Genomic DNA, 26,634 nt, shown 5'->3' on the forward strand with positions numbered 1-26,634 from the left:
GGCTAGTGAGACCCTCCGACACCGGCGGCGCAGCGGACACCTCCCGTTCATCCGGAGGTGCAGAATAGGGCGTCGGTCGAGCAGAGGAGATGGTCGTGAAGCTGCCCCGCGTCCCCGCGACGATCCTCGGTCTGGGCTCGCGCACTCGCGCCGCCGCCGAGGACACGTCGCCCATCCAGCGGCTGCGCCCGGACGACGAGCCGGCCCGCACCAGCACCGTCGACAACGCGATCTACCAGGACGGCCGCCGCGTCGTCTCGCCGGGCAGCATCCCGGAGGCGCTCGCCGCCCTGCAGAAGCTGCCGGACGCGATGGCGTGGATCGGCCTCTACCGGCCGAACGCGGCCGAGCTGGCGGCGCTCGAGGACGAGTTCTCGATGCACCCGCTCGCGCTCGAGGACGCGATCAGCGCGCACCAGCGGCCCAAGCTCGAGCGCTACGGCAGCGACATGTTCGTGGTGCTGCGCGCGGCCAGCTACTCCGATCAGCGCGAGGAGGTCGACTTCGGCGAGCTGCACCTGTTCGTGGGCTCGAACTTCGTGGTCACGGTCCGCCACTCCGAGAAGCCCGATCTCTCGCTGGTGCGCCGGCGGATGGAGGCGGATCCGGAGCTGCTGCGCGTCGGCCCGGTGGCCGTGCTCTACGCGATCCTCGACGCCGTCGTCGACCAGTACTCGCCCGTGGTCGCGGGCCTCGAGAACGACATCGACGAGATCGAGGCGCAGGTCTTCGAGGGGGACCCGGCCGTGTCCCGCCGCATCTACGAGCTGAGCCAGGAGGTCCTCGACTTCCAGCGCGCGGTCGCGCCGCTGACCGGCATGCTCGGGCGCCTCGTGACCGACTTCGAGGTCTTCCAGTCGGATGTCGAGCTGCGGCGCTACATCCGCGACGTCGCCGACCACGTCGCGCTCGTCACCGAGCGCGTCGACGGCTTCCGCACGACGCTGCGCGAGATCCTGGCCGTGAACGCCACCCTGGTGGCGCAGCGCCAGAACGAGGACATGAAGAAGCTGGCGGAGGTGGGCAACCAGCAGAACGACGAGGTCAAGCGGATCTCCGCGTGGGCGGCGATCTTCTTCGCACCCACCATGATCTCGAGCATCTACGGCATGAACTTCGACGTGATGCCCGAGCTGCACGTCGCGTGGGGCTATCCGGCGGCGCTCGTCGCGATGGTGGGCTCGAGCGTGGTGCTGCACCGCCTGTTCAAGCGCTGGGGCTGGCTCTGAGTCCTCCGCCCGCGGTGTGTCAACACCGTGACGCTCCCGGAGGCGCCGCGTAGCGTCGCTCGCGGGCCGCTCGGCCCCCGAGCGGAGGGACTCCCGATGACTCCAGAGGCCGCGACCACGTCCGCGCCGCCGCCCCGATCCCTGTGGCGGGCGGCCGCTGCTCCGATCCCCTCCGACGAGTTCGCCCCCGGTGCGCACTACGACGACGTGGTGGTCGGGGCCGGTCTCACCGGTCTGGTCACCGCGCTCCTGCTGCAGCGGACCGGCCGGCGCGTGCTGGTGCTCGAGGCGCGCGAGGTCGGCGCGGTCGCCACCGGGAACACGACCGCTAAGCTGAGCCTCCTGCAGGGAGCCCACCTCTCCCTGATCGCCGGCCGCAACATCCCCGCCGTGACCGAGGCCTACGTCGCGGCGAACCTCGCGGGCTTCCGCTGGCTGCTCGACTACTGCGAGGGGGCGGGAGTGCCCGTCCAGAGGCGGACCGCGTACAGCTACGCGCAGACTCCCGAGGGCGTGGACGCCGTGCTGAAGGAGCACGCGACCGCGCGCCGCTTCGGCCTTGCGACGCGGCTCGTCGGCGAGCTCGACGTCCCGTTCCCCAGCACGGCTGCGGTCGCCCTCGACGACCAGGCCCAGTTCGACCCGATGGACGTCCTCACGGCCCTCGCCGCCGACTTCCGCGCCGCCGGGGGCACTCTGGTGCAGGGTGTGCGGGCCCTCGGGATGCGCGCCACCGCTCCCGTCCAGGTGCGCACCAGTGCCGGGCCGGTGACCGGCGACCGCGCCTACCTGCTCACCGGGGCGCCGATCCTCGACCGCGGGCTGTACTTCGCCAAGCTCGCGGCGCTGCGGTCCTACGCGGTCGCGTTCCGCACGGACGCGCCGATCCCGGACGGCATGTACCTCTCGGTCGACGAGCCGTCACGCTCCGTGCGCGACGCCGAGCGCGACGGCGAGCGGCTCCTCCTGGTCGGGGGGAACGGCCACCCCGTGGGCCGCAGACCGGTCACCTCGGAAGCAGTCGCGGACCTCGTGGCCTGGACGCGACGCTCCTTCCCGGGCGCCGAGCCGGTCGCGCAGTGGAGCGCCCAGGACTACGAGCCGTTCCACCGCGTGCCGTTCGTGGGCTGGCTGCCGCGGGGCCGCGGACGGATCTTCCTCGCGACCGGCTTCGACAAGTGGGGGATGACCAACGCGGTCCAGGCCGCGCTGACGCTCGTCGCCGACCTCGAGGGCGAGACGCCGGCCTGGGCGAGGACGCTGCACCGCCGGCCCACGCTGCCGCGGGTGATGGCGGAGGGGCTCGGTGCGGGGCTCGCGGTGGGTGCCTGGTGCGCGCGGGGCTGGTCCTCCGCTCTGCGCGCCCCCCGCTCGGCCGGGGTGGTGCCGGTGGAGGGCCAGGGGTCGCTCGCACGCGACGGGCTGCAGCCCGTCGCGGTCTCCACCGTGGAGGGGAGGCGCTGCGCGGTGTCGGCGGTGTGCCCGCACCTGGGCGGGATCGTCACCTGGAACGACGCGGAGCGCAGCTGGGACTGCCCGCTGCACGGCTCGCGCTTCGCGGCCGACGGGACGGTGCTGGAGGGTCCGGCGGTCGAGCCGCTCGTCCCGCTGGGCTAGGACGGCCGCCGGCCCCGCGGAGCCGAGCCGAGGCCGGCCCCGCGGAGCAGCCGGGTCAGTCCTCGTCCGCTCCGGGCTCCGCGACCTCGTCGCCGTCGGCGCCCGAGGCGTCGCCGCTCGTGTGCAGGTCGGTGTCGCCCGGGATGCTGAAGTCGCTCAGCGGGTCCAGGGGCTTCTTGTCGTCGGTGTCGTCGCTCATGCCTGCCACCCTACGAGCGTCCGGCGAGGCGCTGCACTGCGGCGACCGGGATCGACAGCCACGCCGGCCGGTTGCGCGCCTCGTAGATCGCCTCGTAGACGGCCTTGTCGAGCTCGAACGCGTCGAGCACCGCCCGGTGCGCGGTGACCGCGTCGCCCGCCCGCTCGGTGTAGCCCTCGAGGAACGCGGCGCGGCTCGCCGCCGCCCAGGCCGCCCTCGAGGCGCCCGGCTCGGCCTGCTCGTGCGCGCCGGCCGCGTAGTCGAAGGAGCGCAGCATCCCGGCCACGTCGCGCAGGGCCACGTCGGGAAGACGGCGCTCGTGCATGGGCCGCAGCGGCTCGCCCTCGAAGTCGAGGAGCACCCAGCCGCGGTCGGGCACGGACAGGACCTGTCCGAGGTGGTAGTCGCCGTGGATGCGCTGGAGCCTCGGCCACGGCGCGGTCTCGGCGGCGTGGAACACGGCGTCGATCGCCTCGGAGTCCTCCGCGATCACGGGGACCTCGGCCGATGCGATGCGCAGGCGCCGGCGCATGGTCGCGACCATCCGCTCGACGACCTCGGACGTGGTGTCCTCGGTCGGCATGACCTCGGCGAGCGTCGCGTGCACCTCGGCGGTGGCGCGGCCCAGCTCGCGGGCGGGGCCGGTGAAGTCGGAGTCGGCGGCGACCGCCTCGAGGGCGACGCGCCACGCGTCCTGGACGCCGGGGAGGAACTCCTGGGCGAAGGCGAGGTGCCCGAAGGCGCGGCCCGTCTCCTCGCCCTCGTCGTCCCACTCGCCGGTCACGTTGCCGATCACGGGCGGGACGAGGGCGCTCCCGGCGGCGTTGAGCGCGGACTGCACCGTCACGTCCGGGTTGTCGCCGTGGTGGAGGGCGCGGAAGACCTTGACGATCACCGGGGTCGCGTCGGATCCGTCGTCGGCGGTGGTGCGGACGATCACCGAGGTGTTCGACTGCTCGCCGCTGAGAACCTTCGAGGACGCGAACGCCCCGATCGCGGCCCCCGGCTGCCGGTGGCCCTCGGCGCGGGCGCCGCCCCGGGCGCCGTCCTCGTCGGAGCGGCCGCCGTCGGCGATCATGCCCAGCAGGGCACGGGCGAACACCGGGTCGCGCGGAGCGTCGTACACGAAGTGAGCGTCGTCGGAGTAGACGAGGGCGTCCTCGAGCCCGGGCACCGGAGCCGCGTGGACGGTCACCGGCACCTGGTACAGCACCGGGCTCGTCCCCGCCCGGTCGATGAAGAGGTGGTCCACCACCTCCGCCTCGCCGGGGTGCAGCGACCAGGCGCCGCGGACCTCCAGCTCGGGGCGCCGCCCCTTGCTCGCGTACCACCTCTGGTCCGCCACCCATGCGGCGATGCGGTCGATCGACAGGCCTGCGCTCATGCTCTTCCCTCCGTCGGCACCCCGAACCCTACTGGCCGCGGGCGACGGGCGGAGGGGCTTGCGGCGGGGCTTTCAGGCCAGTTCGAGCACGTCCAGCGTCCAGGCGTACTCGAACGCGATCTCGCGCCAGCGCTCGTAGCGTCCGCTCACTCCGCCGTGTCCCGCGGTCATCTCGGTGCGCAGCAGCGCGGGAGCGCCGACCTCGCGGAGCCTGGCCACCCACTTCGCCGGCTCCACGTAGAGCACCCGGGTGTCGTTGAGGCTCGTCGTCGCGAGGATCCGGGGGTACTGCACGTCCTCGCGGACGTTCTCGTAGGGCGAGTACGACTTCATGTAGGCGTAGACCTCGGCGTCGTGCAGCGGGTCGCCCCACTCGTCCCACTCGATCACCGTGAGCGGGAGCGACGGGTCGAGGATCGAGGTGAGCGCGTCGACGAAAGGCACCTGCGCGAGGACGCCGGCGAACGCCTCCGGGGCGAGGTTCGCGACCGCGCCCATCAGCAGGCCGCCGGCCGACCCGCCCTGCGCGACCAGGCGGTCCGGAGTGGTGAAGCCCGCGTCGACGAGGTGCCGCGCCGCGGAGACGAAGTCGGTGAAGGTCGTCCGCTTCGCCAGCGTCTTCCCGTTCTCGTACCAGGAGCGGCCCATCTCGCCGCCGCCGCGGACGTGCGCGATCGCGAACACGACTCCCCGGTCCAGCAGCGAGAGGCGCGCGATCGAGAAGCCCGGGTCGATGCTGGCCTCGTAGGAGCCGTAGCCGTAGAGGAGGAGCGGCGCGGGGGAGGCGTCCGGGTCGGCGGCGTCGCGGCGCCAGACGAGCGACAGGGGCACCCGCGTGCCGTCCTCGGCGACCGCCCACTCCCTCCGCTGCACGTAGAGCGCGGGGTCGTAGTCGCCGAGCACGGGCTGCTGCTTGAGCACCGTGCGCTCGCCCGTCGCGACGTCGAGCGCGAGCACGGTCGAGGGGGTGACGAACGAGGTGTAGGCGAGGCGGAGAGAGGGCTGCTCCCACTCCGGGTTCCCCGCCGGGCCCGCGTCGTAGAGCGGCTCGTCGAAGACGATCTCCTCGAGCCGCGCTCCGGTGCCGTCCTCGCGGAGCAGCCCGAGCCGGGTGGCGCCGTCGGCGCGGTAGGAGACGACGACGTGCCCGGCGAAGGCGTCGACGCCCTCGATCCGACGGCCCTCGCGGTGAGGCACCACCACGCGGCGCTCGCGGGCCCGGGCGTCGGCGTCGAGCGACAGGTCGGCCGGCTCCTCGACGATCTCGAAGTCGAGGGCGCCGTCGTTGTGCACGATCAGCAGGCGGTCGCGCCCGTCGACGACGGCGTGCTCGACCTCGTACTCCACGCCCTCGCGGCGCGGCCACACCGAGCGGAAGGAGCCCGTCGGGTCGGACGCGTCCAGCAGCAGGCACTCGCTCGTGATCTTGCTGCCGATCTCGATGACGAGGAAGCGGCGGCTGCGGGTGAGGCCCACGCCGATCCAGTAGCGCTCGTCGGGCTCGGCGAAGACGACCTCGTCCGGGGTCCCGGCGCCGACCTCGTGCCGCCAGACGGTGTCGGGGCGCCAGGACTCGTCGACGGTCGGGTAGAAGACGAAGCGCGCGTCGGCACCGAAGGTCGCTCCGCCGCCCGTGCCCTCGATCACGTCCGGCAGGTCCTCACCGGTCTCGAGGTCGCGGATGCGGAGGGTGTACCGCTCGTCGCCCTCGACGTCGGTGCCGAAGAGCAGCCGGGTGCCGTCGGCCGACACGTCGAAGCTGCCGAGCGAGAAGAAGTCGTGCCCGTCCGCCTCCGCGTTGCCGTCCAGGACGACCTGCTCGCCCTCGAGCGGACCGCCCTCGGCGATCGACGGCGGCGTCCAGTCGTCCGGCCCGCTGATCGGCGCCCGGCAGTGCACGGCGTACTGGCGGCCCTCGTAGGAGCGCGAGAAGTACCACCAGGAGCCCTCCCGGACGGGGACCGAGAGGTCGGTCTCCTTCGTCCGCGACCGGATCTCCTCGAACAGGCGCTCGCGCAGCGGGGCGAGAGGAGCGAGCACCGCCTCGGTGTACGCGTTCTCGGCCTCGAGGTGCGCGATCACCTCGTGGCTCTCCTTCTCGCGCAGCCACTCGTAGTGGTCGACCACCACGTCGCCGTGGTGGCGGCGCTCGAGGGGGACGCGGCGGGCGACGGGCGGAACGGGCGCGGTCATCGCTCCAGCCTAGGGCGAGGGCACCCCCGGCCGCCCCGGGGTGCCGCAGCAGCGTCGGGCGTGATCACAATGGAGCATGGCCAGCGGTGCGGAGAACGAGTCGGCGACGTCCCGGGCGGGCGGTGCGCGGAGAGTGCAGACCGAGGTCGAGCGCAAGTACGACGTCGACGCGGGCACCCGGCTGCCCGACCTGACCGGCGCCGGGAGCGTCGCCGGCGTCCGCACGGAGGAGCCGGTGACCCTCCGCGCCGAGTACTTCGACACCGCCGACCGCGCTCTCTCCCGGACGCGGATCACGCTGCGCCGCCGCGAGGGCGGATCCGACCAGGGCTGGCACGTCAAGCTGCCCGGCTCCTCCGGCCGCACGGAGATCCACGCGGAGCTCACGGCCTCGCGCACGGTCCCGTCCGCCGTCCGCGAGCCGGTGCTCGGGCAGGTGGGGCGCGCGCCGCTCGAGCCGCTGGCGCTCCTGGAGACGGTCCGCTCGATCACCCGCGCCCTCGACTCCCACGGGCGGGAGCTCGCCGAGATCGCCGACGACCTGGTGATCGCTCGCGACCAGCGCACCGGCCGCGAGCGGCGCTGGAGGGAGTGGGAGGTCGAGCTCGTCGACGTCCCGCGCGACGAGGGCGAGCGTGTCCTCGACGAGATCGAGCGGCGCCTCCTCTCCGCGGGCGCCCGCCCCGCCGCCAGCGCCTCCAAGCTCGCCCGGGCCACCGGCGGCCCGATCCACGAGACGGTTCCGGATCCGCGGAACGGCGGGGAGGCGGCGCTCGCCGCGGTCCGCTCACTCCTGCGCGAGCTGCGCGCCGTCGACCCGCGGGTGCGCCTCGAGGCCGATGACGCCCTGCACCGGATGCGCGTGCTCGCACGCCGGCTCCGCTCCGTCCTCGCCGCCTCCCGCTCCGTGCTCGACCGTGCGGCGACCGACCCGGTGCGGGACGAGCTGCGCTGGCTGGGCGGGGTCCTGGGCGCGGCCCGCGATCAGGAGGTGCTCGCCGAGCGGTTCCGCGCCTCCCTGGCGGCCGTCGAGGGCGCCCCGAGCACTCCCTCCGCCCTGCTGGAGGAGATCGAGCACCGGCACGCCTCGGCGCTGCGCCGCGTCGACCGCACTCTGCGCGGCGGCCGCTACCTCGCGCTGCTCGCCTCGCTCGACGCCGTGCTCGCGGATCCGCCCCGCACTGCGCGGGCGGGCTCGAGCGCGACTGCGCTGGTGCGCCGCTCCGTCGCGAAGGACCTCGCGCGCATCTCCGCGGCGGGCGCCGCTGCGGCCGGGGGCGCGCTCGAGGCCCGGCACGACCTGCGGAAGGCGGCGAAGCGGCTCCGCTACACCGTGGAGGCGTGGCGCTCGGTCGTCCCCGAGGCCGTCGGCGCCCGGCGCCGCTCGCTCGCCGAGGCGGGCGAGGACCTCGCCGACGCCCTGGGGGAGGAGCGCGACGCGCTCGCCGCCCGCGCGCTGATCCTGGAGGAGGCCGATCGCAGCGGGGAGGGGGCCTTCGCGCTGGGGGTCGTCGCCGCCGAGGAGCGGCACCGCGCCAGGCGGGCCGCGAAGGCCGCGGAGAAGGCGGGGGACCGTCTGGAGTCGCTCTCGCGCTGACCGTGCGGGCCCGCGGTCGCTGTCAAGACGACGCCCCGGTCACACGGACGAAATCCACGGCGGATAATGTGAATCATGCCTTCCGTCCGTGCTCTTCCGTCACCGCTCCTGCGCCCGCGCCACTTCGACCGCGACGACGTCGTGGTCCATGCCGGCCTGTTCTCGCTGGTGAACTCGAGTACGACGCCCCGCGCGGCCTGGACCGAGGACCTGATCGCCATCGGCGAGGTCCTCGACGCCGCCGAGTTCCCCTACCGCCTCATCCGCGGCACCGACGGCTCGCCCTTCCTCGCGGTGGATCGCGTGCTCGGCGCCGAGCTGGCGACGCTTCTCGCGCGCGCCTTCGCGACCGAGCCCTTCTACGCGAAGACGGTCGACAAGCGCGGCACCCCGCCGCAGCTCCTGGCCGAGGGCGTGCTCGCGCCGTATCCGCGAGCCTCCGTCTTCAAGCTCTTCCGCCCGCGCGTCTCCTCCACGGGATCGCTGCGCTACGGCGCCCGCAGCGGCGTCCGCCTCGAGCTGTGGAAGGTGGGCGAGGAGGAGATCATCACTCCCGCCGAGAACGCGCTCATGCGCAACAGCCTCCCCGTCGCCGAAGCCATCGACGCCCACGTCGAGGCGTACGGCCGTACCTGGCCGACGTTCGAGGGCATGTTCGAGCCGCTCGTCAGCGACATCCGCTTCGAGGTCGACATCGTCTTCTCGTGGGTCGACGGCACCGACCTGGAGTTCCAGCGCGCCCGTGCGGCCCGCATGGCGAGCTACGTGGTGGGCGAGGGCGACGACGCTCCGGCGCGCTTCCGCCAGATCGACGAGCTCAAGTACGCCCTGCGCAGCGTCTACATGTACGCGCCGTGGATCCGGCACATCTACATCGTCACCGACTCCCCGCGCCCGCGCTGGCTGGACGAGCACCCGGACGTCACCCTCGTGCGCAGCGAGGACCACTTCCGCGACCTCTCGGTGCTGCCGACGCACAACTCCCACGCGGTCGAGAGCCAGCTGCACCGCATCCCGGGGCTGGCGGAGCACTTCCTCTACTCCAACGACGACATGTTCTTCGGGCGCCCCGTCGACCCGTCGATCTTCTTCTCGCCCGGGGGCGTCACGAAGTTCATCGAGGCGACGACGCGCATCGGCATGGGCGACTCCAACGCCTCCCGCAGCGGTTTCGAGAACGCGGCTCGCGTCAACCGGCGCCTGCTCCGCGAGCGCTTCGGCGCGATGACGACCCGACACCTCGAGCACGCCGCCACGCCGCTGCGCAAGACCGTGATGGCCGAGCTCGAGGCCGAGTTCGAGCCGGAGTTCACCGCGACCGCCGCGAGCCGCTTCCGCTCGGCGAGCGACGTCTCCGTCACCAACTCGCTATACCACTACTACGCGCTGATGACCGGGCGCGCGGTCGTGCAGGAGAACGCCTCGGTGAAGTACGTCGACACGACGATGCACCAGGGGCTGAAGGACATGCGCAAGCTCCTCAAGAACCGCGGAGTCGACTTCTTCTGCCTCAACGACGGCAGCTTCCCCGAGATCTCGGCGGAGGCGCGCACCAAGGCCGTCATCGGGTTCCTCGAGGAGTACTACCCGATCCCGGCTCCGTGGGAGCGCGAGGACTGACCGTGGGTTGGGCCGTCGGGGGAGCGGTTGCCGGGCTGCTTCTCGGCCTGGCGAGCTCGCTCGTGTTCCCGGGCATCGGAGTGGGAGCGGGCGTCGGCGTGGGCGTCGCGCTGGCCGCGGCGCTGGCGTTCGCCGGATGGCTGTTCGCGCGGGACCGCGCCGGCGGCTCCGGGCGCTGACGTGTCCGCGGCTCCGTTCGGAGGAGGCGTGCACGTGCGATCCGCAGGGGCCTGGGCGATCTGCAGGGGTCCGTCCGATCTGCAGGGGCCTGTCCGATTTGCAGGGGTCCGTACGATCCGAAGGGGCCAGTGCGATCTGCAGGGAATGTCGACCATCGTGGATTCTGCACGAGGATGAGAACGCTCTCCGGACCGGATCTCCTGCAGATCGCACACCGATCTCCTGCAGATCGCACACCGACCGGACCGGATCTCCTGCAGATCGCATGTTCTCCTGCAGATCGCACGCTCCCCGGTGAAGGAGCCGCTTCCTCCCCGCACTGTGCGATGTGCAGGGGCCGGCGCGATGTGCAGTGGCCGGTGCGATCTGCAGGTGGTGGGGCGATCTGCAGGGGATCTCGATCGTCGCGGCCTCGTCGAGCGGATGAGATCGATCTCCGCGCTGGACGGCCTGCAGATCGCACCCTCCCCTGCAGATCGCACGCGGCAGGGTGGCGTGCCTGCAGATCGCACACCGCGGCGAGGAGGGCCTGCAGATCGCACGCGACGCCCAGGAGGGCCTGCAGATCGCACGTCCTCCTGCAGATCGCACGCCCCAAGGCGGGCGGAGCCCGGCGGGCCCTAGGCGCTGACGCCCACCGGCTCCACGAGCGGCGGGTACAGAGCCTCGTCGCGCGAGACCGGGGCCGCCGTCGCCGCGGCGATCTCGACGCCGTGGTCCGCGAGGATGCGCTGGGTCTCGTTCGCCGAGACGTAGGACACCTCGGTCGAGGCGCCGATCGGCACCACCGAGTGCAGCACCGTGTCGTCGTAGACGTGGATCAGGTTGAACGCCTGGGCGCCGTTGCGGGCGCGGGTCGCACCCACCGCCACGTTGAGATCCTGCGTGTAGCAGGTGGCCGACGCGACCGAGACGGGGATGCCGGCGAACATCGCTGTCGACGAGTAGTGCAGGTGGCCCGCGATGATGCTGCGGACGTCGGAGCCTTCGAGCACCTCCGCGAGGGCGGGCTGGTCGCGCAGCTCCACCAGGACCGAGAGGTCGAGCACGCTCGGCACCGGGGGGTGGTGCAGCGCGAGGATCGTGCCGTGCGGGGCCGGGCTGGAGAGCTCCTCCGCCAGCCAGTCGAGCTGCGCGTCCGAGATCTCGCCGTAGTGGGCGCCGGGCACGGTGGAGTCCAGAGCGATGATCCGGAGCCCGTTCACGTCGTGCACGCGGTCGACCGGCTGCGTGGTCGGGAGCTGGTCGAGCAGCCCCGAACGGAATGCGCCGCGGTCGTCGTGGTTGCCCATCACCCAGATCACCTCGGCGCCGAGGCGCGCGGCCGCGGGCTCGACGACGGCGCGCAGCTTCGCGTACGCCTGCGGCTCGCCCTTGTCGGCGAGATCGCCGGTGATGACGATCGCCTCCGGTCGTCCGCCGGACGCCTCCAGCTCGTCGAACAGGAGCCGCAGCTGGGCCTCGCTGTCGACGTCGGAGCCGTAGAGGCCGCCGTCTCCGGCGATGAAGTGGGTGTCGCTCAGGTGAAGGATGAAGTGGTTGGGCCGGGGGTACTCGGCCTGGCGGAGGGACATGATCCTCGGGTTCCACGATCGGCGGGGGCCGGATCACGCGACCCGGCGTCGGCACTTGCGCACTGCTCCAGCGGAGGCGACCCCGCTGCGATCAGTCCATCATCGCGGGGTGAACTCCGGGCCAACACCGGTCGGCGCGTCATCGAACGGTTCTCCCAGGTTGCCGGTCGCTGCGCGGTCCTCCCGGACCCCGGAGGACCGCCGCAATCAGAGCCGGGCGAGCAGTCGCGCGTAGAACTCGATGGCGCGCTCGAACTGGTCGGTCTCGACCGACTCGTCGACCCCGTGGATCCCGAGCTGCTGCCGCGGGCTGATCTCGAACGGGATGAAGCGGTAGACGTGGTCGCTGATCGCGTGGAAGTGCCGCGCGTCGCTGCCGCCGGTCTGCACGTAGGGGGCGACGACCGCGTCCGGGAACGACTCCTGGACGACCGCGCGCAGCAGGTCGTACGGCCCGCCGTCGCCGGGCTCGCCGGTGGGGGAGACGGGGGAGGGCTCGTGGGCGACCTTGACCTCGACCTCGACCTCGGGGTCGTCGACGACGGCGCGGATGCGCTCGACCACGCCCGCCACAGTGCCGCCCGGGTTGATCCGCACGTTCGCTGTGGCACTGGCGCTGGAGGCGAGGACGTTCGCCCCGGTGCTGCCGCGCAGCTCGGTGATCGCGACCGTCGTCCGCAGCATCGCGGCCGAGCGGTTGGAGTGGGCGGCGAGCGCGCCGATGACGGCGTCCGGGTGCTCGTGCGGGCGGGCGTACCAGACGGCGTGGGCCGCGTCCGCGTGGTCGGCAGCGGCGCGCACCAGCTCTGCGATGGGCTCCGGGAGGGTGGAGGGGAACGGGTTCTCGGTCAGGCGGTGGATCGCCCTCGCGAGCCGCTGGGTCGCGAGCAGCCCGGGCGGGGGCGGCGGAGCGGAGGCGTGGCCGCCGACGTCGCGGCAGGTCAGCTCGAGGTTCATGATCCCGCGCTCGGTGACGCCGATCACGGCGATCGGGGTGGTGACGCCGGGCAGGATGCCGCGCCGCACGTTCCCGCCCTCGTCGAGCACGAGGCGGGGGCGGACCCCGCGTGCTCCGAGCAGGGCTACGACCGAGGGGGCGCCGTCGCCGGCCGTCTCCTCGTTGTGCGTGGAGAGGAGGTAGACGTCGTTCCGGGGCCGCTCGCCCCGGACGACGGCGGCCTCGACCGCCTCGAGGAGGGCGACGAGGGAGCCCTTGTCGTCGAGGGCTCCTCGGCCCACGACGGAGGTGCGGCCGTCGGCCCCGACGACGGTCTCGGCCGCGAACGGGTCGTGCGACCACTCCGCCGCCGTCACGCTGACCACGTCGTAGTGGGCCATCAGCACGGCCGGCTCGCCCGGCTCCTCGCCTCGCCAGCGCCAGAGGAGGGAGTGGCCGGCGACGGTCTCGGACTCCAGCGCCGCGTGCAGCGCCGGGTAGAGCTCGGCGACGAGCTCCCGGAAGGCGTGGAAGCGGCTCCAGTCGGTCGCCGACTCGTCCGAGTGGGACACGGTGTCGACGCGCAGCAGGGCCTGGAAGCGCTCGAGCGCGGTCGTCGTCACCGGGCTAGCCTACGACGGCGGTGCCGGGCCCCCGGCCCGCCGGAGCGGAGGTGCGCGGTGGGACTGCCCGAGGTCTGCGTCGTCTACGTCCTCCGCGACGGCCCGCGGGGTGCGGAGGTGCTCCTCGGCCGGAAGCGCCGGGGCCTCGGCGAGGGCCGCGTGGTCGCCCCCGGCGGCAAGCTCGAGCCCGGCGAGTCGCCCGTCGACGCGGCCGTCCGCGAGCTGCAGGAGGAGGCGGGGCTCGTCGCCCTCCCGGCCGACCTGGAGCCACGCGGTGTGCTCGACTACTCCTTCCCCCACCGGCCCGCGTGGAGCCAGCGCTCCCACGTCTTCCTCTGCCGCCGGACGACGGGCGACGTCGCCGCGTCCAGCGAGCTCGCGGCCGCGTTCGTCCCGGTCGAGGAGGTGCCGTTCGACCGGATGTGGGACGACGCGCGCCTGTGGCTGCCGGACGTGCTGCGCGGCGGCCCGCCGGTCCGCCTCCGGGTCGAGTTCGGCGCCGACCTCGCGACCGTCGCCTCCTGGGGACCGGCCGACGCTCAGACGAACGCTCCCGCCACCAGCAGCGCCAGCAGCGAGATGACCGAGGCGATCGAGAGCGTCAGCGAGTAGGCGGTGAACGTGCCCCGCACGGTGAGGCCGAGCACGGACTTGAAGAGCCAGAACGCGTTGGCGTTGACCATCCCGAGGAAGAGCGCGCCGGAGCCGGCGGCCAGGGCGATCAGCGCCGGGTTCACGTCGAGCACGGGGATCAGCGGAGCGACGATGCCGACCGCGGTGATCGCGGCCGTCGAGACCGAGCCGATCGCTGCGTGCAGCACAGCCGCGACGACCCAGGTGAGGAGGATCGGCGAGAGTGCCCGCCCGTCGAAGGCGCCGGCGAGCGCGTCGCCGACCCCGGTTCCTCCGACCACGGCGGCGAGGCTGCCGCTGACTCCGGTCAGGATGACGATCGGGCCGCTGCGGGTCAGAGCTCCGCCCAGTGCCGTGGACACGGTGCCTTTCGGGAGCATCCGCAGTGCCGTCGCGTAGGCCAGCACCAGGCCGGCCAGCAGCGCGATGTGCGCGTCACCGAGGAACCGCAGGAGCGGGACGTCGAGCTCGGCCAGCTGGGTGAGCGAGTTCGTGGCGATCAGCACGATCGTGAGGGCGATCGGGGCGACGGCCAGCGCGAGCGGCACCCGCCGCGTCGCGAGCGCCGTGCCTCCCGTGGCCGCGCCCGCCTCGGACTCCGGAGCGGGTCCGGAGACCGCCCCTCCCTCGAGGTCGCGCTCGTCCCGCCAGCCGCCGCGCTTCACCAGGGCGCTGTACACCAGCACGGTCAGCACGATGGTGACTATGCCCAGCGGGGCGCCGATGGCGACCATCGACGGCAGGGGAGCGCCCGCGATGCCCGCCGTGGCCAGCGCCGCGGCTCCGGGGACGACGAAGACCACGCCCACGATCATCCCGACGATGGAGGAGCCGGCCAGCAGGCCGTAGCCTCCGGCGCCGAGCCCCCGCGAGGCCAGACGGGTCAGCGGTGCGCTCATCACGACGAGCACGTCGGAGTAGATCGAGGGGAAGGCTACGCCGAGGGTCAGCGCGTACGCGACCGGGAGCGCGCGCCGACCGAAGCGCGCCACGAGCCAGCGGGCGAGCAGCGGAGCCACGCCCAGCGCCTCCAGGAGCGATCCGAGCAGCAGTCCGAGCGCGATCAGCAGGCCGATGTCGCCGAGGACCGCGCCGAATCCGGACGTCATCGCCGTCACCGTCCCCTCGCCGCCCTGCCCCGAGACGAGGCCGAGCCCGAGGGCCGAGACGAGGAGGGCGATCACCGGCTCGACCTTCAGCACGACGATCAGGACCACGACGGCCACGATCGTGAGCAGGATGAGGAGCACGGGCCAGTAGTCGATCATGGGCGGTCCTTCTGTCGGGGAGGGGGGCCGGAGACCGGGTCGCCGCGAGCCGTGCGGCCCTGGGCGTGGTGCGCCGTCGAACGGACGATCGCGCGGATCCGCGGAGCCGGAGAACGCCGCAGAGATGCGGCGCGTCAGCGGAACATACCGATCGTCGACCCTGCTCCCCGGCGTCGTCGACTTCTTCCGTCACGCAGAGTCGTGAACACTCGAGCCGGATTCGCACCGTGCTACTTTCGCCGGGCAGACGTCCTCGGGGGGAGGACGCAGCCGCATCTCTCCTCCGTGGTCACCCGCATCGGGACGGGCTCAGCACCCTCCCCCCGCCAGGCGTCCTCCGTGGGACGCCGCCGTCAGCGGACCACCCCCGACAGCGACGCGATCCGGTCCCGCCGGACGCGCCCGAGCGCAGCAGGAGAACCACCTATGACGGCACAGATCATCGACGCGTCCGATCTCGACGAGCTCCGGCGCGTCGGGCAGGAGCTCCGCGAGGGCGCCACCGTCATCGCGCAGACCGACACGAACTACGGCGTGTTCGCCAGCCCCTTCTCGCGCAGCGCCTGCTCCCGCCTCTACGACATGAAGAAGCGGGACGGGGCGAAGCCGCTCACCCTCTTCGTCTCCGCGCCCCGCGACTGGGCGACCTGGGCCTTCGCCCCGGAGTCGGCCGACATGAACGCCCTCGTCGCAGCGTTCTGGCCGGGGCCGCTGAACGTCATCCTGCGCCGCAAGCCCGTCGTCCCGGACTGGGTCACCTCGGGCCAGGACACGGTGTCGGTCGTGCACAACCTCAGCGCCCCGATCAACCTGCTCTCGGTCTTCGCGGGCCTGCCGCTCGCGGCCACCTCCGCCAACATCAGCGGCACGGTGTCGACCGGACTCGTCGACTTCGCCCTCGCTGCGGAGCACCTCGGCGGCGACAGCGACTACCTGATCCGCAGCACCACCGCCCCCGACTCCACGATGAGCAGCACGATCGTCTCCCTGGTGGGCGGCGCGTCGATCATCCGCCAGGGCGACGTGGGCGCCGACGCACTGCGCGTCGTCGTGCCCTCCCTTGTCTGACCTCGGGCGCGGGGACGCATCGCGCGGCCGCGGCGCCGCCGGCCTGATAACGGTCTACCGGATCGTCTCGCGCGCCTACTTCCACCTGCCCGTGGTCGCAGTGTTCCTGCTGGCGAGGGGGTACCCGATCCTGGCCGTGGCGCTGCTGCTGGCGCTCTACGGAGTGGTGGCGGCGCTCGCCGACGGCCCGCTCTCGCCCCTCACGCGCCGCCTGTCCTCGGCTGGGGCGCTCGTCGTCGGCGAGGGCGTGAAGGCCCTCGGCCTCGTCGTGATCGTGCTGGACGCGGATCCGGTCGCCGTCGTGATCAGCCAGCTGCTCGCCGGCTGCGGCTTCGCGCTGACGGCCGGGCGGGACGCCGCGCTGGCCTCCTCGCTGCGCGATGGAGCCGATGCCCGCCGCCAGGAGACAAGGGTGCAGAGCGGGATGTTCCTCGCCTCCTTCGGCGCGGGAGTGCTCGGAGCCGCTTCGCTCGCGCTCTGGGACCGGCTGCCGTTCCTCCTCAGCGCGCTCGTGTCGTGCGCCGCGCTGGCCGTGGTGCTCCTCGCCCGCCTGCCGCTCGGCTCGAGCGCCGCCCCGGGAGCGGCGGCGCGCGCGGTGCGGCCGGCCGTCCTGCCCGCCGCGGTGCGCTTCTGGTCCCTCTACTACTCCGTGAACCGCGCCGTCCTGCTCGCCGCCTACACGTTCGTGATCCCGCTGCTGCTGTTCCAAGAGCTGCGACTGACGCTGCCCGCGTTCGGCCTGGTGCTCGGCCTCTACACGCTCGCCGGCCTGGCCGCCGCCCGGCTCTCACCGCTCATCGCCGGCACGCCCCTGGTCTTCAGGCTGACGGCGCTCACCCAGGTGCTGGGCCTCGCCCTGACCACCCTCGGGATGCTCGGTGCCGCGATCGCCGGCCTCGCCCTGCTCGGGATCGCGGGCGGCTTCGTGAGGCCCGCGACGATGATCGCCCTGGCGCCCGCGATGAACGGGCTCGAGGACGGCGCCCGGGTCGCGGTGATGCGAAGACTGGAGCGCAACCAGGGGATCCTCCAGGCCGTCCTGCTCATCGGCGCCGGGATCCTCGTCCCTCACACGGGAGGGACCGCGCCGACCCTCGTCGTCCTCGTCGTCCTCGCGGTCCTCGCGCAGACGATCGGGGCCGTCTCGATGCGGCGACAGGAGAGGAGGGCCGTCACCGCAGAAGCGGAGTGACAGAGGAAGTCCGGGACGAGCCCGCGGGCGGCGTCCCTCATCCACGTGCAAGGAGTGAAGCAATGCAGCCCATCTACACGTTCTCCGATTCCGACCGATCGGCCCTCCAGCAGTCGCTGCTGGCGATCGCCATCGATCCCTACAAGGACTACGACCGCTTCCGCGACGCGATCGCCGCGCTGATCGACAGCGGCGACGTCCCGCAGGGCTTCGTCGACGCGCTCGCCCGCATCCGGCGCGAGCGCGACGAGAAGATCACCTACGCGCACCTGATCTCGAACAACCCGGTCGACGACGAGATCCCCTGGCTCGACCAGGACGACGCGCTCGAGGACAAGTACCGCAAGAAGCTGACGTTCGTCGGCGAGGGCCTGCTCGAGCTGCAGTCGCAGTACCTCGGATCGCCGCTGCTGGCGTACGCCACCCGCAACAACGGCGACTTCTTCCAGGACGTCTACGCGGACAACCGCTTCTCGAACACCCAGACGCAGAAGACCGACGGCGAGCTGTACTGGCACAACGAGCGGACCGCGCACCCGGTGCGCGCCGACTTCATCTCGCTCCTGGGGCTGCGCACGCCCGAGACCGACCTCGTCTACACGAAGTACGTCGACGGCCGCGAGATCCTGCGCTTCATCTCACCCGAGAACCAGGCGCTCCTGCGCGAGGCGGTCTACATCACCCCGTTCGACGAGCTCTCGCGCGCCCAGAACAAGAACCAGATCGTGTCGGACCAGCACGCTCTGCTCGAGAACGAGCACAGCTTCCGCTACTACGACACCCGGACGGTACCGGCTGACGCGGACGACCTGCCGCACCTGTGGGCGCTCTGGCAGTTCCGCGACGCGCTCTCGAAGGTCAGCGAGCAGTACCACCGCATCCGCGACGCGGACCTGCTGATCATCGCGAACCAGGACGGCCTGCACAGTCGTCAGCTCGTCGACGTCCAGGACCGCGACAAGACCCGCTTCCGCTGGCTGCTGAAGACGTACTCGTTCCGCGACGACGCGACCGCGGACCGCCACTCCGACTACTGGCTCGACGGCGTTCGCGGCCGAGTCACCGACTGAGAGAGAAGGAGAACGACATGACCGATCTGGCCCGGAGCACGCCTCCGCACCCGCTCGACTTCCTGCCCGCGACGGCGCCCCTGGAGGTGTCCAGCGACGACGTGACCGACGGTGAGCGGCTCGCCGAGGCCCAGGGGAGCGGCGACACCAGCCCGTCCCTGCGCTGGGGCGCCGGCCCCGAGGGCACGCAGTCGTACGCCGTGACCGTCTTCGACCCGGATGCACCGACCCTCGGCGGCATCCACCACTGGGTCCTGGTCGACATCCCGAAGGAGGTCACCGAGCTGGCCGCCGGCACGACGGATGTGGGGCGCCCGGCGCTCAACGACCTCGGCTCGCTCGCCTACGCCGGTGCGGCCCCGCCGCCGGGTGACCGCCCGCACCGCTACCTCTTCACGGTGCACGCGCTCGGAGTGCCGACGCTGCCGGTCGACGAGTCGACTCCGGCCTCGCTGGTCGGGTTCCACCTGACCGTCAACACGCTCGCGCGAGGCTCGCTCACGGCCCTCGCCTGAGCCCTCCCGTTCGCGCGCGCCGCGGACGGGCGCGCCCCGGGCACCGGAGTCGATCCGGAGCCCGGTGTGCGTCCGTCGTCGGCGTCACCACCACGGATGACGGGAGGCCATCCGCTAGGCTTCCGCTCGGCCGGGGCCCCGCCCATGGCGTCTCTGGACACCACGAAAGGGAAAGAATGACCAGCACGACGGTGATCGAATGGCGTGAGCAGGCTCCTGCGGAAGCGGTGGACGCGCTCTACGCCCCCGGTGGACTGGTCGTCTGCGCGACCAAGGTCGGCTACATCCTGATGACGACCGACGGAGCGGGCCTCGAGCGCAAGTTCTCGGCCAAGCAGCGCAACCGCAACAAGCCGGGCGTCGTGCTCTGCTCCAGCATCGAGCAGCTCACCGAGCTCGCCGAGCTCAACGAGGAGGTCCTCGCCTTCTACCAGAAGCACTGGGACCAGGACGTCCTGCTCGGCTGCATCCTCCCGTGGAAGGCCGAGGCCGTCGACCTGATCGACGAGGACGCCCGCGAGCTGGTCCGCGACGGACGGGGCACCAGCTGCTTCGTCATCCGCTTCGGCCGCCCGGCCGAGCAGCTGGTCGCCACCATGTGGGAGCGCGACCGCACCCTCACCTTCGCCAGTTCGGCCAACCCCTCGGGCGTGGGCAACCGCGGCCGCGTCGCGAACATCGGCGAGCGGATCGAGAACGAGGCCGACGTCATCGTCTCGGCCGACTCCTACGTCTCCTCGATCCAGCCGGACAAGGACGAGGACTCCCGCCACGAGCAGGGCGTCATGGTCTCGATGGTGGACGCCTCGGGCGCCCTCATCCCCGTGCAGGGCGGCGAGCGGTCGATCACCCCGGGCCCCGTGCTCATCCGCCGCGGCCTCGACTACGAGCGCATCATGCTGAACCTCGCGGAGCAGTTCAACTCCTGGGACTACCGCCAGGGCGAGTACTACTGATCCGCTAGCGGAACCGCTCGACGGCCGGGCCGGGGCTCACCCCCGACCCGGCCGTCGGCGTTCCCGGCGTCAGAGCTCGAGCACGTCCCCCGGCTCGAGGGCGTGGTACTCGCCGCCTCCCTCGCGCACGGCCCAGCCGAGCCGGTCGTGGCCGAGGGCGCGGCCCGCCTCCGAGAGCACCTGCTCGTGGGTCGCGAAGGCGTGCCGCGGCGCGATCTCGAGCACGTAGTCCATCGCCTCGGCGATCTTCATCCACGGTGCTCCCGAGGGAGCAGCGAGGATCTCGACATCGACGCCCTCCGGCACTGTGAACGAGTCGCCGGCGTAGTAGACCCGGCCGTTCACCAGGACGCCCACGTTGTCGATCACGGGGATGCTGCGGTGGATCACCGCGTGCCGGGCGCCGAAGAAGCGCAGCTCGAACGGGCCGACCGTCACCACGTCGCCGTCGGCGACCGTCTCGACGTCGAAGCCCTCAGCGGCGGCGGCGACCCCGGCTGGGCCGAGGATCCGGAGCGACGGGGCCGCGTCCCGCAGGCGCTGCAGCTGCTCCGCGGTCCAGTGGTCGGCGTGCTCGTGGGTGAGCACCACGGCGACGGTTCCGGTCGTCCCCTCGACGGGGCGGGTGAAGGATCCCGGGTCGATCACCAGGCGGGCGCCGTCCTCCTCGATCAGGACGGCGGCGTGCTCGAGTTTCGTCAGTCTCATGCCCCGAGCCAACCGCCTCGGCGGGCGGCGGGCAAGGCCCGGGCCGCGAGGAGACCGGGTGGGCCGGGCGCTCGATTTGCATCGATGCGGATCCGTGTGCAACACTCTTCGAGTTGCAAAAACGCGGCCCCATCGTTTAGCGGCCTAGGACGTCGCCCTCTCACGGCGGTAACGCGGGTTCAAATCCCGCTGGGGTCACCACGGCAACACGAGAAGAACCCCCGGTCTGACCGGGGGTTCTTCTCGTTCAACACCCCGGGTGCTCGCCCCCCGGCACCCGCTCGACGCGCTGTGTCGATCGTCACGTCCCCGCTCTGCCGCCCCGAGGCGGCATCCGAGTGGATCGGCGCTAGGATCGCATCCGCGAAGGGGAGTATCCCGCCTTTCCGCTCCCGTCAGTACGCACCGCCCCTGCGCGGCGCCGGGGGCGGGACGGGTGACGCGGACCGGCACGGCCGTCCGCTCCCCGGGGAGAGACTTTCGGCCCCCACCCACTCGGAAGGCCCTCATGCTCGATCTGCCCGTCTGGTTCGTGATCGGCTCATTCGTCGTCCTGAGCCTGATCCTCGCCGCCGACCTGCTGCTGGTCTACAAGCGCCCGCACGTGCCGAGCCTGAAGGAGTCCGGCCTTTGGGTCGGCTTCTACGTCACGCTCGCGCTGATCTTCGCGCTGGCGATGTTGATCCTCGGCGGCGGCGAGCTGGCCGGCCAGTTCGTCGCAGGCTGGCTGACCGAGTACAGCCTCTCGGTCGACAACCTGTTCGTCTTCGTCATCATCATGGGCCGCTTCGCGGTGCCGGCGAAGCTCCAGCAGGAGGTGCTGATGGTGGGCATCATCATCGCGCTGGTCTTCCGCGGCGTCTTCATCCTGCTCGGCGCGCAGCTCATCGAGAGCTTCAGCTGGATCTTCTACCTCTTCGGCGCGTTCCTGGTCTACACGGCGTGGAACCAGGCGTTCGGCAAGGAGGACGAGGACGAGGGCACGGACAACCTGCTCATCCGCCTCCTGCGCAAGCGCGTGAAGATCTCGGACGAGTTCGACGGCTCGAAGATCCGCACGGTCAAGGACGGAACCCGGTACTTCACCCCGATGCTGATCGTGTTCCTCGCGATCGGCTCGACCGACCTTCTCTTCGCGCTCGACTCGATCCCGGCGATCTTCGGCATCACGGAGAGCCCGTTCATCGTCTTCACCGCGAACATCTTCGCCCTGATGGGGCTCCGCCAGCTCTACTTCCTGCTCGGCGGCCTCATCGACAAGCTCGAGTACCTCAAGTACGGCATCGCGTTCATCCTCGCCTTCATCGGCGTGAAGCTCGTCCTGCACGCCCTGCACGAGAACGATCTGCCCTTCCTCAACGGCGGCGAGCCCGTGCCGGTGTGGGACATCGACACGATCACCTCGCTGGTGGTCATCGTCCTGAGCATGACCGTCGCGACGCTCGCGAGCCTGGCGAAGATGCGCCGCGAGCACCGCCACATCGAGATGCACGACGGGCACCCCGAGGTCGTCTCGGACGACGCCCGCTCGGCCGCCGAGGAGAAGTGACCCCGCGATGACGACCACCACCGTCGACCTGCCCCAGGGGGCGCTGCGGCTCGCCGTCAGCAGCAGCACCGACGTCGGAGCCGTCCGCCGGGTCAACGAGGACTCCCTCCTCGCCGACGAGCTGCTGCTCGCGGTCGCCGACGGCATGGGCGGGCACGCCCGCGGCGACCTCGCGAGCGCCGCCGCGGTCGGGGCTCTGCACGAGAACCGGCCGACGGCCCTCGGACCGGTCGACGCGGTGTTCGACCTGGTCGAGGGCGCCAATTCGGCGGTGCGCGCACTGGACGTGGGCGGTGCGCTCTGCGGCACGACCCTCACCGGGCTGATGCTCGTCCTCCCCGAGCCGGCCGGGCCCGCGCGCTGGGCGCTGTTCAACGTCGGCGACTCGCGCGTCTACCGCTGGGACGGGACGGAGCTCGAGCAGCTGACCGTGGACCACTCGGCCGTGCAGGAGCTCGTCTCGGCGGGTCTGCTCACGCGGGAGTCGGCCGAGTCGCACCCCGACCGCAACATCGTCACCCGCGCCCTCGGCGCCGACGAGGAGGTCGAGACGGACGTCTGGACGCTCCCCGTCGTTCCGCGCGCCAGCTACCTGCTCTGCTCCGACGGACTCACGAAGGAGCTCCCGGACGAGCGGATCGCGGCGCTGTTCGCGCGGCGCGACTCCGGGGACCCGGCCGACCTCGCTCAGGCGCTCGTGGGCGCGGCGGTGGAGGCCGGCGGTCGGGACAACGTGACCGTCGTCGTCGTCGACGCGGTGCTCGACGCCCGCGCCTGAGCCCGTCGACCGCGCGCCGCCGGCTCCCGGGGGCGGGGGAGCGCGGTGCTATTCTCGGTCCATGCTGAGCGGCCCGAACCTCCTTCCGTGCCGCGACGAGACCTCGATCTGACGGCCTCCCTCGTCGCGGTGCCTCGCCCGGCCGAGCAGCGACTCCAGGAGGAGAAGGAACCGTCATGATCGAGACCACACCCGGAACAGCCGCGACCGCGTCGAGCGGAGCTCGGACCGGCAGGGGGGTCGAGGGGCCGCGCACCCTCGCCGAGAAGGTCTGGGACGACCACGTCGTCGTCGCGGGCGAGAACGGCGCTCCCGACCTGCTCTACATCGACCTGCACCTGCTGCACGAGGTGACCAGCCCGCAGCCGTTCGACGGCCTGCGTGCCGCGGGGCGCCCGCTGCGCCGGCCGGACCTCACCATCGCCACCGAGGACCACAACACGCCGACCCTCGAGATCGGACGCCCCATCGAGGATCCGATCAGCCGCACCCAGATCGACGCGCTGCGCCGCAACGCCGGCGAGTTCGGCGTCCGCCTGCACTCCCTGGGCGACGTCGAGCAGGGCATCGTGCATGTCGTCGGCCCCCAGTTGGGCCTGACGATGCCCGGCGTCACGGTGGTCTGCGGCGACTCGCACACCTCCACGCACGGCGCGTTCGGCGCGATCGCCTTCGGCATCGGCACGAGCGAGGTCGAGCACGTGATGGCGACGCAGACGCTGCCGCTGCAGCGCTTCAAGACGATGGCGATCACCGTCGAGGGGACGCTGAAGGAGGGGGTGACGGCCAAGGACATCATCCTCGCGGTCATCGCCCGCATCGGCACCGGAGGCGGCCAGGGCTACATCCTCGAGTACCGCGGCTCCGCGATCCGCGCGCTCTCGATGGAGGGCCGGATGACGATCTGCAACATGTCGATCGAGGCGGGTGCGCGGGCCGGCATGGTCGCGCCGGACGAGACGACCTTCGCCTACCTGCACGGCCGCCCGCACGCTCCGGCGGGCGAGGACTGGGACGCCGCGGTCGCCTACTGGCGGACGCTGCCGAGCGACGAGGGCGCCGTGTTCGACGCCGAGGTCGTGATCGACGCCGACGCGCTCGAGCCGTTCGTCACCTGGGGCACGAACCCCGGCCAGGGCGTCTCGCTCTCGCAGGCGGTACCGGACCCCGAGGTCCTCGACGATCCGAACGAGCGCGCCAGCGCTCTGCGAGCGCTGGAGTACATGGCGCTGGAGCCCGGCACGCCGATGAAGGAGATCCCGGTCGACGTGGTCTTCATGGGCTCCTGCACCAACTCCCGGATCGAGGACCTGCGGGCCTTCGCTGCCGTCGTCGAGGGGCGCACCAAGGCCCCCGGCGTCCGCGTGATGGTCGTCCCCGGCTCCGCCCGGGTGCGGCTCGAGGCCGAGGCCGAGGGGATCGACCGGATCGTCACCGCGTTCGGCGCGGAGTGGCGCTTCGCCGGCTGCTCGATGTGCCTCGGGATGAACACCGACCAGCTCGTCCTGGGGGAGCGCGTGGCCTCCACGTCCAACCGCAACTTCGAGGGTCGTCAGGGCAAGGGGGCGAAGACCCACCTCGTCTCGCCCCTCGTCGCCGCGGCCACGGCCGTGCGCGGCACCCTCTCCAGTCCCTCCGATCTGGAGCCGGTCCGCGAGAGAGCAGGAGTCTGACCGTGCAGAAGTTCGAGACCGTCACCGCGATCGCCGCGCCCCTGAAGCGCGCCAACGTCGACACCGACCAGATCCTCCCCGGCATCTACCTCCGCCGCATCACGAAGACCGGCTTCGAGGACGCGCTCTTCCACGGCTGGCGGCAGGACGAGGACTTCGTCCTCAACCAGGAGCGCTACCGCGGCGCCGGCATCCTCGTCGCCGGCCCCGACTTCGCCATCGGCTCCAGCCGCGAGCACGCCGTCTGGGCGCTGCGCGACTTCGGCTTCCGGGTCGTCATCTCCCCCCGCTTCGGCGACATCTTCCGGGGCAACGCCGGCAAGCAGGGACTGCTCGCGGCCGTCGTCTCGGAGCCCGACGTCGAGCGGCTGTGGGAGATCATCGAGGGCACCCCGGGAATAGAACCGACGGTGGATCTGGTTGCGCGTACGGTCACCGCCGGTGGCGAGACCTTCGACTTCGAGATCGACGACTACACTCGATGGCGCCTGATCGAGGGCCTGGACGACATCGGCCTGACCCTGCGCGACGAAGCGCTCATTTCCGAATTCGAGACCCGCCGCGAGAGCTGGCGGCCCAAGACATTGCCGGTGAAATAGCGTGAACACACTTCTTCAGGACGCCAAGGCCCTCCAGGACGCCAAGGCGTCCGGAGCCCGCGTGGGGATGACGACGGAGCGGATCACCATCAAGGGCGGTCGGCCGCTGGTGGGGCGCATCGAGCTCAAGGGAGCGAAGAACCTCGTCACCAAGGCGATGGTCGCGGCGCTCCTCGGCGAGACCGCCTCCACCCTCCGCGACGTGCCCGACATCAGCGACGTCCGCGTCGTGAAGGGCCTGCTCGAAGTCCACGGCGTCAAGGTGAAGCAGGGCGCCGAGGTGGGCGAGCTGATCCTCGACCCCTCCAACGTCGAGTCCGCGCACTTCGCCGACATCGACGCGCACGCCGGCTCCAGCCGCATCCCGATCCTCTTCTGCGGCCCGCTGCTGCACCGCCTGGGCGAGGCGTTCATCCCCGACCTCGGCGGCTGCCGCATCGGCGACCGCCCGATCGACTACCACCTCGAGGTGCTGCGCAACTTCGGCGCCGTCGTCGAGAAGCTGCCCTCGGGCATCCGGATGTCGGCACCCGAGGGCCTGCACGGCGCCAAGGTGTCGCTGCCCTACCCGAGCGTCGGAGCGACCGAGCAGGTCCTCCTGACCGCGGTGCGCGCCTCCGGCATCACCGAGCTCTCGGGCGCGGCGATCGAGCCCGAGATCATGGACCTGATCAACATCCTGCAGAAGATGGGCGCCATCATCTCGGTCGACACCGACCGCGTGATCCGCATCGAGGGCGTGGACCGGCTCACCGGCTACTCCCACCGCGCGCTCTTCGACCGCAACGAGGCGGCCTCCTGGGCGGCCGCGGCCCTCGCGACCGACGGCGACATCTTCGTCGGCGGCGCCCGCCAGCAGGAGATGACCACCTTCCTCAACGTCTTCCGCAAGGTCGGCGGCGCGTTCGAGATCGCCGAGGACGGCATCCGCTTCTACCACCCGGGCGGCGAGCTCAAGCCGGTCATCATCGAGACCGACGTGCACCCCGGCTTCATGACCGACTGGCAGCAGCCGCTGGTCGTGGCGCTCACGAAGGCCAAGGGCGTCTCGATCGTGCACGAGACCGTCTACGAGCAGCGCTTCGGCTTCGTCGACGCGCTCGTCGAGATGGGCGCGACCATCCAGATCCACCGCGAGTGCCTCGGCGGGCAGGCCTGCCGCTTCGGGCAGCGCAACTTCATGCACTCGGCCGTGATCTCGGGACCCTCGAAGCTGCACGGCGCCGACATCGTCGTGCCGGACCTCCGCGGCGGCTTCTCGCACCTGATCGCTGCTCTCTCGGCCGAGGGGACCTCCACGGTCTCGAACGTCGGCATCATCAGCCGCGGCTACGAGAACTTCCTCACCAAGCTCGAGCTGCTGGGCGCCGACTTCTCGCTCGACGCCTGATCGAGGGAACCCCGGACCGTCGAGGGAACCTGCACCAGCAGGCTCCCTCGACGGGTCGGGGTTCCCTCGGCTTCGGGCACGG

At 72.0% G+C, this 26,634-nt stretch carries 23 protein-coding genes and 1 tRNA gene; 17 read left to right on the forward strand and 7 right to left on the reverse strand.

The features are described from left to right. Positions 1–89 precede the first annotated feature (89 nt). Both C5D08_RS07625 and C5D08_RS07630 read left to right on the forward strand, forming a co-directional pair. Positions 90–1,229, forward strand: coding sequence for a magnesium and cobalt transport protein CorA (locus C5D08_RS07625; protein ID WP_104276516.1), 1,140 nt, complete (start codon positions 90–92; stop codon positions 1,227–1,229). Positions 1,230–1,325: 96 nt separating this feature from the next. Then, positions 1,326–2,846, forward strand: a complete 1,521-nt coding sequence (locus tag C5D08_RS07630) for an FAD-dependent oxidoreductase (RefSeq protein ID WP_104276517.1) — start codon at positions 1,326–1,328, stop codon at positions 2,844–2,846. A gap of 55 nt (positions 2,847–2,901) precedes the next feature. Here C5D08_RS07630 and C5D08_RS16965 read toward each other — a convergent pair whose 3' ends face one another. The 3 genes from C5D08_RS16965 to C5D08_RS07640 all read right to left on the reverse strand — a co-directional run bounded on the left by C5D08_RS16965 (position 2,902) and on the right by C5D08_RS07640 (position 6,622). Next, positions 2,902–3,045: a hypothetical protein gene (locus C5D08_RS16965; RefSeq protein WP_181109948.1), complete on the reverse strand. Its 144-nt coding sequence runs from the start codon at positions 3,043–3,045 to the stop codon at positions 2,902–2,904. A gap of 10 nt (positions 3,046–3,055) precedes the next feature. After that, on the reverse strand, positions 3,056–4,429 hold the full coding sequence (locus C5D08_RS07635) for a phosphotransferase (RefSeq protein WP_104276518.1): 1,374 nt from the start codon (positions 4,427–4,429) through the stop codon (positions 3,056–3,058). A gap of 72 nt (positions 4,430–4,501) precedes the next feature. Then, positions 4,502–6,622: a S9 family peptidase gene (locus tag C5D08_RS07640; protein ID WP_104276519.1), complete on the reverse strand. Its 2,121-nt coding sequence runs from the start codon at positions 6,620–6,622 to the stop codon at positions 4,502–4,504. A gap of 76 nt (positions 6,623–6,698) precedes the next feature. Here C5D08_RS07640 and C5D08_RS07645 point away from each other — a divergent pair, with 76 nt between their 5' ends. The 3 genes from C5D08_RS07645 to C5D08_RS16970 all read left to right on the forward strand — a co-directional run bounded on the left by C5D08_RS07645 (position 6,699) and on the right by C5D08_RS16970 (position 10,018). Continuing rightward, a complete protein-coding gene (locus tag C5D08_RS07645; protein WP_104276520.1) occupies positions 6,699–8,219 on the forward strand; it encodes a CYTH and CHAD domain-containing protein in 1,521 nt (506 codons plus the stop codon). Positions 8,220–8,294: 75 nt separating this feature from the next. Continuing rightward, positions 8,295–9,839, forward strand: coding sequence for a stealth family protein (locus C5D08_RS07650; protein ID WP_104276521.1), 1,545 nt, complete (start codon positions 8,295–8,297; stop codon positions 9,837–9,839). A gap of 2 nt (positions 9,840–9,841) precedes the next feature. After that, entirely contained in the window at positions 9,842–10,018 is a 177-nt protein-coding gene (locus tag C5D08_RS16970) for a hypothetical protein (RefSeq protein WP_181109951.1), read from the forward strand. 621 nt (positions 10,019–10,639) lie between these two features. Here C5D08_RS16970 and C5D08_RS07655 read toward each other — a convergent pair. Together C5D08_RS07655 and C5D08_RS07660 are read right to left on the reverse strand one after the other, a co-directional pair. Beyond that, positions 10,640–11,593 carry a phosphodiesterase gene (locus tag C5D08_RS07655; protein WP_104276522.1) on the reverse strand — a complete coding sequence of 318 codons (954 nt, stop codon included), beginning with the start codon at positions 11,591–11,593 and terminating at the stop codon, positions 10,640–10,642. Between the two features lie 207 nt (positions 11,594–11,800). Further along, positions 11,801–13,153, reverse strand: a complete 1,353-nt coding sequence (locus C5D08_RS07660) for a M20/M25/M40 family metallo-hydrolase (protein WP_104276523.1) — start codon at positions 13,151–13,153, stop codon at positions 11,801–11,803. A gap of 57 nt (positions 13,154–13,210) precedes the next feature. Between C5D08_RS07660 and C5D08_RS07665 the strand changes: the two genes are divergently transcribed. Next, complete coding sequence (locus C5D08_RS07665) at positions 13,211–13,765, forward strand: 8-oxo-dGTP diphosphatase (RefSeq protein ID WP_181109952.1); 555 nt, start codon at positions 13,211–13,213, stop codon at positions 13,763–13,765. On the opposite strand, the gene C5D08_RS07670 is transcribed toward C5D08_RS07665, so the two are convergent. Further along, a complete protein-coding gene (locus C5D08_RS07670; protein WP_104276525.1) occupies positions 13,693–15,054 on the reverse strand; it encodes a GntP family permease in 1,362 nt (453 codons plus the stop codon). The genes C5D08_RS07665 and C5D08_RS07670 overlap by 73 nt on opposite strands. Before the next feature lie 426 nt (positions 15,055–15,480). Here C5D08_RS07670 and C5D08_RS07675 point away from each other — a divergent pair, with 426 nt between their 5' ends. From C5D08_RS07675 to C5D08_RS07695, 5 genes are all read left to right on the forward strand, one after another. Then, positions 15,481–16,122, forward strand: coding sequence for an L-threonylcarbamoyladenylate synthase (locus tag C5D08_RS07675; protein WP_104276526.1), 642 nt, complete (start codon positions 15,481–15,483; stop codon positions 16,120–16,122). After that, positions 16,115–17,314, forward strand: coding sequence for a hypothetical protein (locus C5D08_RS07680; RefSeq protein ID WP_104355548.1), 1,200 nt, complete (start codon positions 16,115–16,117; stop codon positions 17,312–17,314). Before C5D08_RS07675 ends, C5D08_RS07680 begins: the two co-directional genes overlap by 8 nt. Positions 17,315–17,376: 62 nt before the next feature. After that, positions 17,377–18,384, forward strand: coding sequence for a TauD/TfdA family dioxygenase (locus C5D08_RS07685; protein ID WP_104276528.1), 1,008 nt, complete (start codon positions 17,377–17,379; stop codon positions 18,382–18,384). A 17-nt stretch (positions 18,385–18,401) separates the two neighbouring features. After that, positions 18,402–18,899 (forward strand): YbhB/YbcL family Raf kinase inhibitor-like protein, encoded by a 498-nt coding sequence (locus C5D08_RS07690; protein WP_104276529.1) that lies wholly within the window; start codon positions 18,402–18,404, stop codon positions 18,897–18,899. A 176-nt stretch (positions 18,900–19,075) separates the two neighbouring features. Next, on the forward strand, positions 19,076–19,855 hold the full coding sequence (locus tag C5D08_RS07695; protein ID WP_104223084.1) for an L-threonylcarbamoyladenylate synthase: 780 nt from the start codon (positions 19,076–19,078) through the stop codon (positions 19,853–19,855). A 69-nt stretch (positions 19,856–19,924) separates the two neighbouring features. Here C5D08_RS07695 and C5D08_RS07700 read toward each other — a convergent pair whose 3' ends face one another. Further along, positions 19,925–20,563, reverse strand: coding sequence for an MBL fold metallo-hydrolase (locus C5D08_RS07700; protein WP_104276530.1), 639 nt, complete (start codon positions 20,561–20,563; stop codon positions 19,925–19,927). A gap of 125 nt (positions 20,564–20,688) precedes the next feature. Between C5D08_RS07700 and C5D08_RS07705 the strand changes: the two genes are divergently transcribed. The 6 genes from C5D08_RS07705 to murA all read left to right on the forward strand — a co-directional run bounded on the left by C5D08_RS07705 (position 20,689) and on the right by murA (position 26,552). Beyond that, positions 20,689–20,764 (forward strand) — tRNA-Glu (locus C5D08_RS07705). Between the two features lie 307 nt (positions 20,765–21,071). Continuing rightward, positions 21,072–22,112: a TerC family protein gene (locus C5D08_RS07710; protein ID WP_104276531.1), complete on the forward strand. Its 1,041-nt coding sequence runs from the start codon at positions 21,072–21,074 to the stop codon at positions 22,110–22,112. Positions 22,113–22,119: 7 nt separating this feature from the next. After that, positions 22,120–22,890 (forward strand): PP2C family serine/threonine-protein phosphatase, encoded by a 771-nt coding sequence (locus tag C5D08_RS07715; RefSeq protein WP_104276532.1) that lies wholly within the window; start codon positions 22,120–22,122, stop codon positions 22,888–22,890. 176 nt (positions 22,891–23,066) lie between these two features. Beyond that, positions 23,067–24,563: a 3-isopropylmalate dehydratase large subunit gene (leuC, locus tag C5D08_RS07720; RefSeq protein WP_104276533.1), complete on the forward strand. Its 1,497-nt coding sequence runs from the start codon at positions 23,067–23,069 to the stop codon at positions 24,561–24,563. Positions 24,564–24,565: 2 nt separating this feature from the next. After that, positions 24,566–25,162 carry a 3-isopropylmalate dehydratase small subunit gene (gene leuD, locus C5D08_RS07725; RefSeq protein ID WP_104276534.1) on the forward strand — a complete coding sequence of 199 codons (597 nt, stop codon included), beginning with the start codon at positions 24,566–24,568 and terminating at the stop codon, positions 25,160–25,162. A gap of 67 nt (positions 25,163–25,229) precedes the next feature. Further along, the gene (murA, locus tag C5D08_RS07730) at positions 25,230–26,552 is read left to right on the forward strand and encodes a UDP-N-acetylglucosamine 1-carboxyvinyltransferase (protein WP_181065666.1); all 1,323 of its coding nucleotides are present in this window, start codon (positions 25,230–25,232) and stop codon (positions 26,550–26,552) included. Positions 26,553–26,634: the final 82 nt, after the last annotated feature.

The sequence above is a fragment of the Rathayibacter sp. AY1B6 genome (assembly GCF_002932755.1).
In the GTDB taxonomy this organism is placed as follows: Bacteria; Actinomycetota; Actinomycetes; order Actinomycetales; family Microbacteriaceae; genus Rathayibacter.

Excerpts from the sequence above, each read along its gene's own strand:
- C5D08_RS07650 (WP_104276521.1), top strand. The coding sequence starts at position 8,295 with ATGCCTTCCGTCCGTGCTCTTCCGTCACCGCTCCTGCGCCCGCGCCAC.
- C5D08_RS07710 (WP_104276531.1), top strand. The coding sequence starts at position 21,072 with ATGCTCGATCTGCCCGTCTGGTTCGTGATCGGCTCATTCGTCGTCCTG.
- C5D08_RS07640 (WP_104276519.1), bottom strand. The coding sequence starts at position 6,622 with ATGACCGCGCCCGTTCCGCCCGTCGCCCGCCGCGTCCCCCTCGAGCGC.
- C5D08_RS07645 (WP_104276520.1), top strand. The coding sequence starts at position 6,699 with ATGGCCAGCGGTGCGGAGAACGAGTCGGCGACGTCCCGGGCGGGCGGT.
- C5D08_RS07670 (WP_104276525.1), bottom strand. The coding sequence starts at position 15,054 with ATGATCGACTACTGGCCCGTGCTCCTCATCCTGCTCACGATCGTGGCC.
- C5D08_RS07715 (WP_104276532.1), top strand. The coding sequence starts at position 22,120 with ATGACGACCACCACCGTCGACCTGCCCCAGGGGGCGCTGCGGCTCGCC.
- leuC (WP_104276533.1), top strand. The coding sequence starts at position 23,067 with ATGATCGAGACCACACCCGGAACAGCCGCGACCGCGTCGAGCGGAGCT.
- C5D08_RS07675 (WP_104276526.1), top strand. The coding sequence starts at position 15,481 with ATGACGGCACAGATCATCGACGCGTCCGATCTCGACGAGCTCCGGCGC.
- C5D08_RS07695 (WP_104223084.1), top strand. The coding sequence starts at position 19,076 with ATGACCAGCACGACGGTGATCGAATGGCGTGAGCAGGCTCCTGCGGAA.
- C5D08_RS07700 (WP_104276530.1), bottom strand. The coding sequence starts at position 20,563 with ATGAGACTGACGAAACTCGAGCACGCCGCCGTCCTGATCGAGGAGGAC.
- murA (WP_181065666.1), top strand. The coding sequence starts at position 25,230 with ATGACGACGGAGCGGATCACCATCAAGGGCGGTCGGCCGCTGGTGGGG.
- C5D08_RS16965 (WP_181109948.1), bottom strand. The coding sequence starts at position 3,045 with ATGAGCGACGACACCGACGACAAGAAGCCCCTGGACCCGCTGAGCGAC.
- C5D08_RS07630 (WP_104276517.1), top strand. The coding sequence starts at position 1,326 with ATGACTCCAGAGGCCGCGACCACGTCCGCGCCGCCGCCCCGATCCCTG.
- C5D08_RS07655 (WP_104276522.1), bottom strand. The coding sequence starts at position 11,593 with ATGTCCCTCCGCCAGGCCGAGTACCCCCGGCCCAACCACTTCATCCTT.
- C5D08_RS07685 (WP_104276528.1), top strand. The coding sequence starts at position 17,377 with ATGCAGCCCATCTACACGTTCTCCGATTCCGACCGATCGGCCCTCCAG.
- C5D08_RS07625 (WP_104276516.1), top strand. The coding sequence starts at position 90 with ATGGTCGTGAAGCTGCCCCGCGTCCCCGCGACGATCCTCGGTCTGGGC.
- C5D08_RS07690 (WP_104276529.1), top strand. The coding sequence starts at position 18,402 with ATGACCGATCTGGCCCGGAGCACGCCTCCGCACCCGCTCGACTTCCTG.
- C5D08_RS07635 (WP_104276518.1), bottom strand. The coding sequence starts at position 4,429 with ATGAGCGCAGGCCTGTCGATCGACCGCATCGCCGCATGGGTGGCGGAC.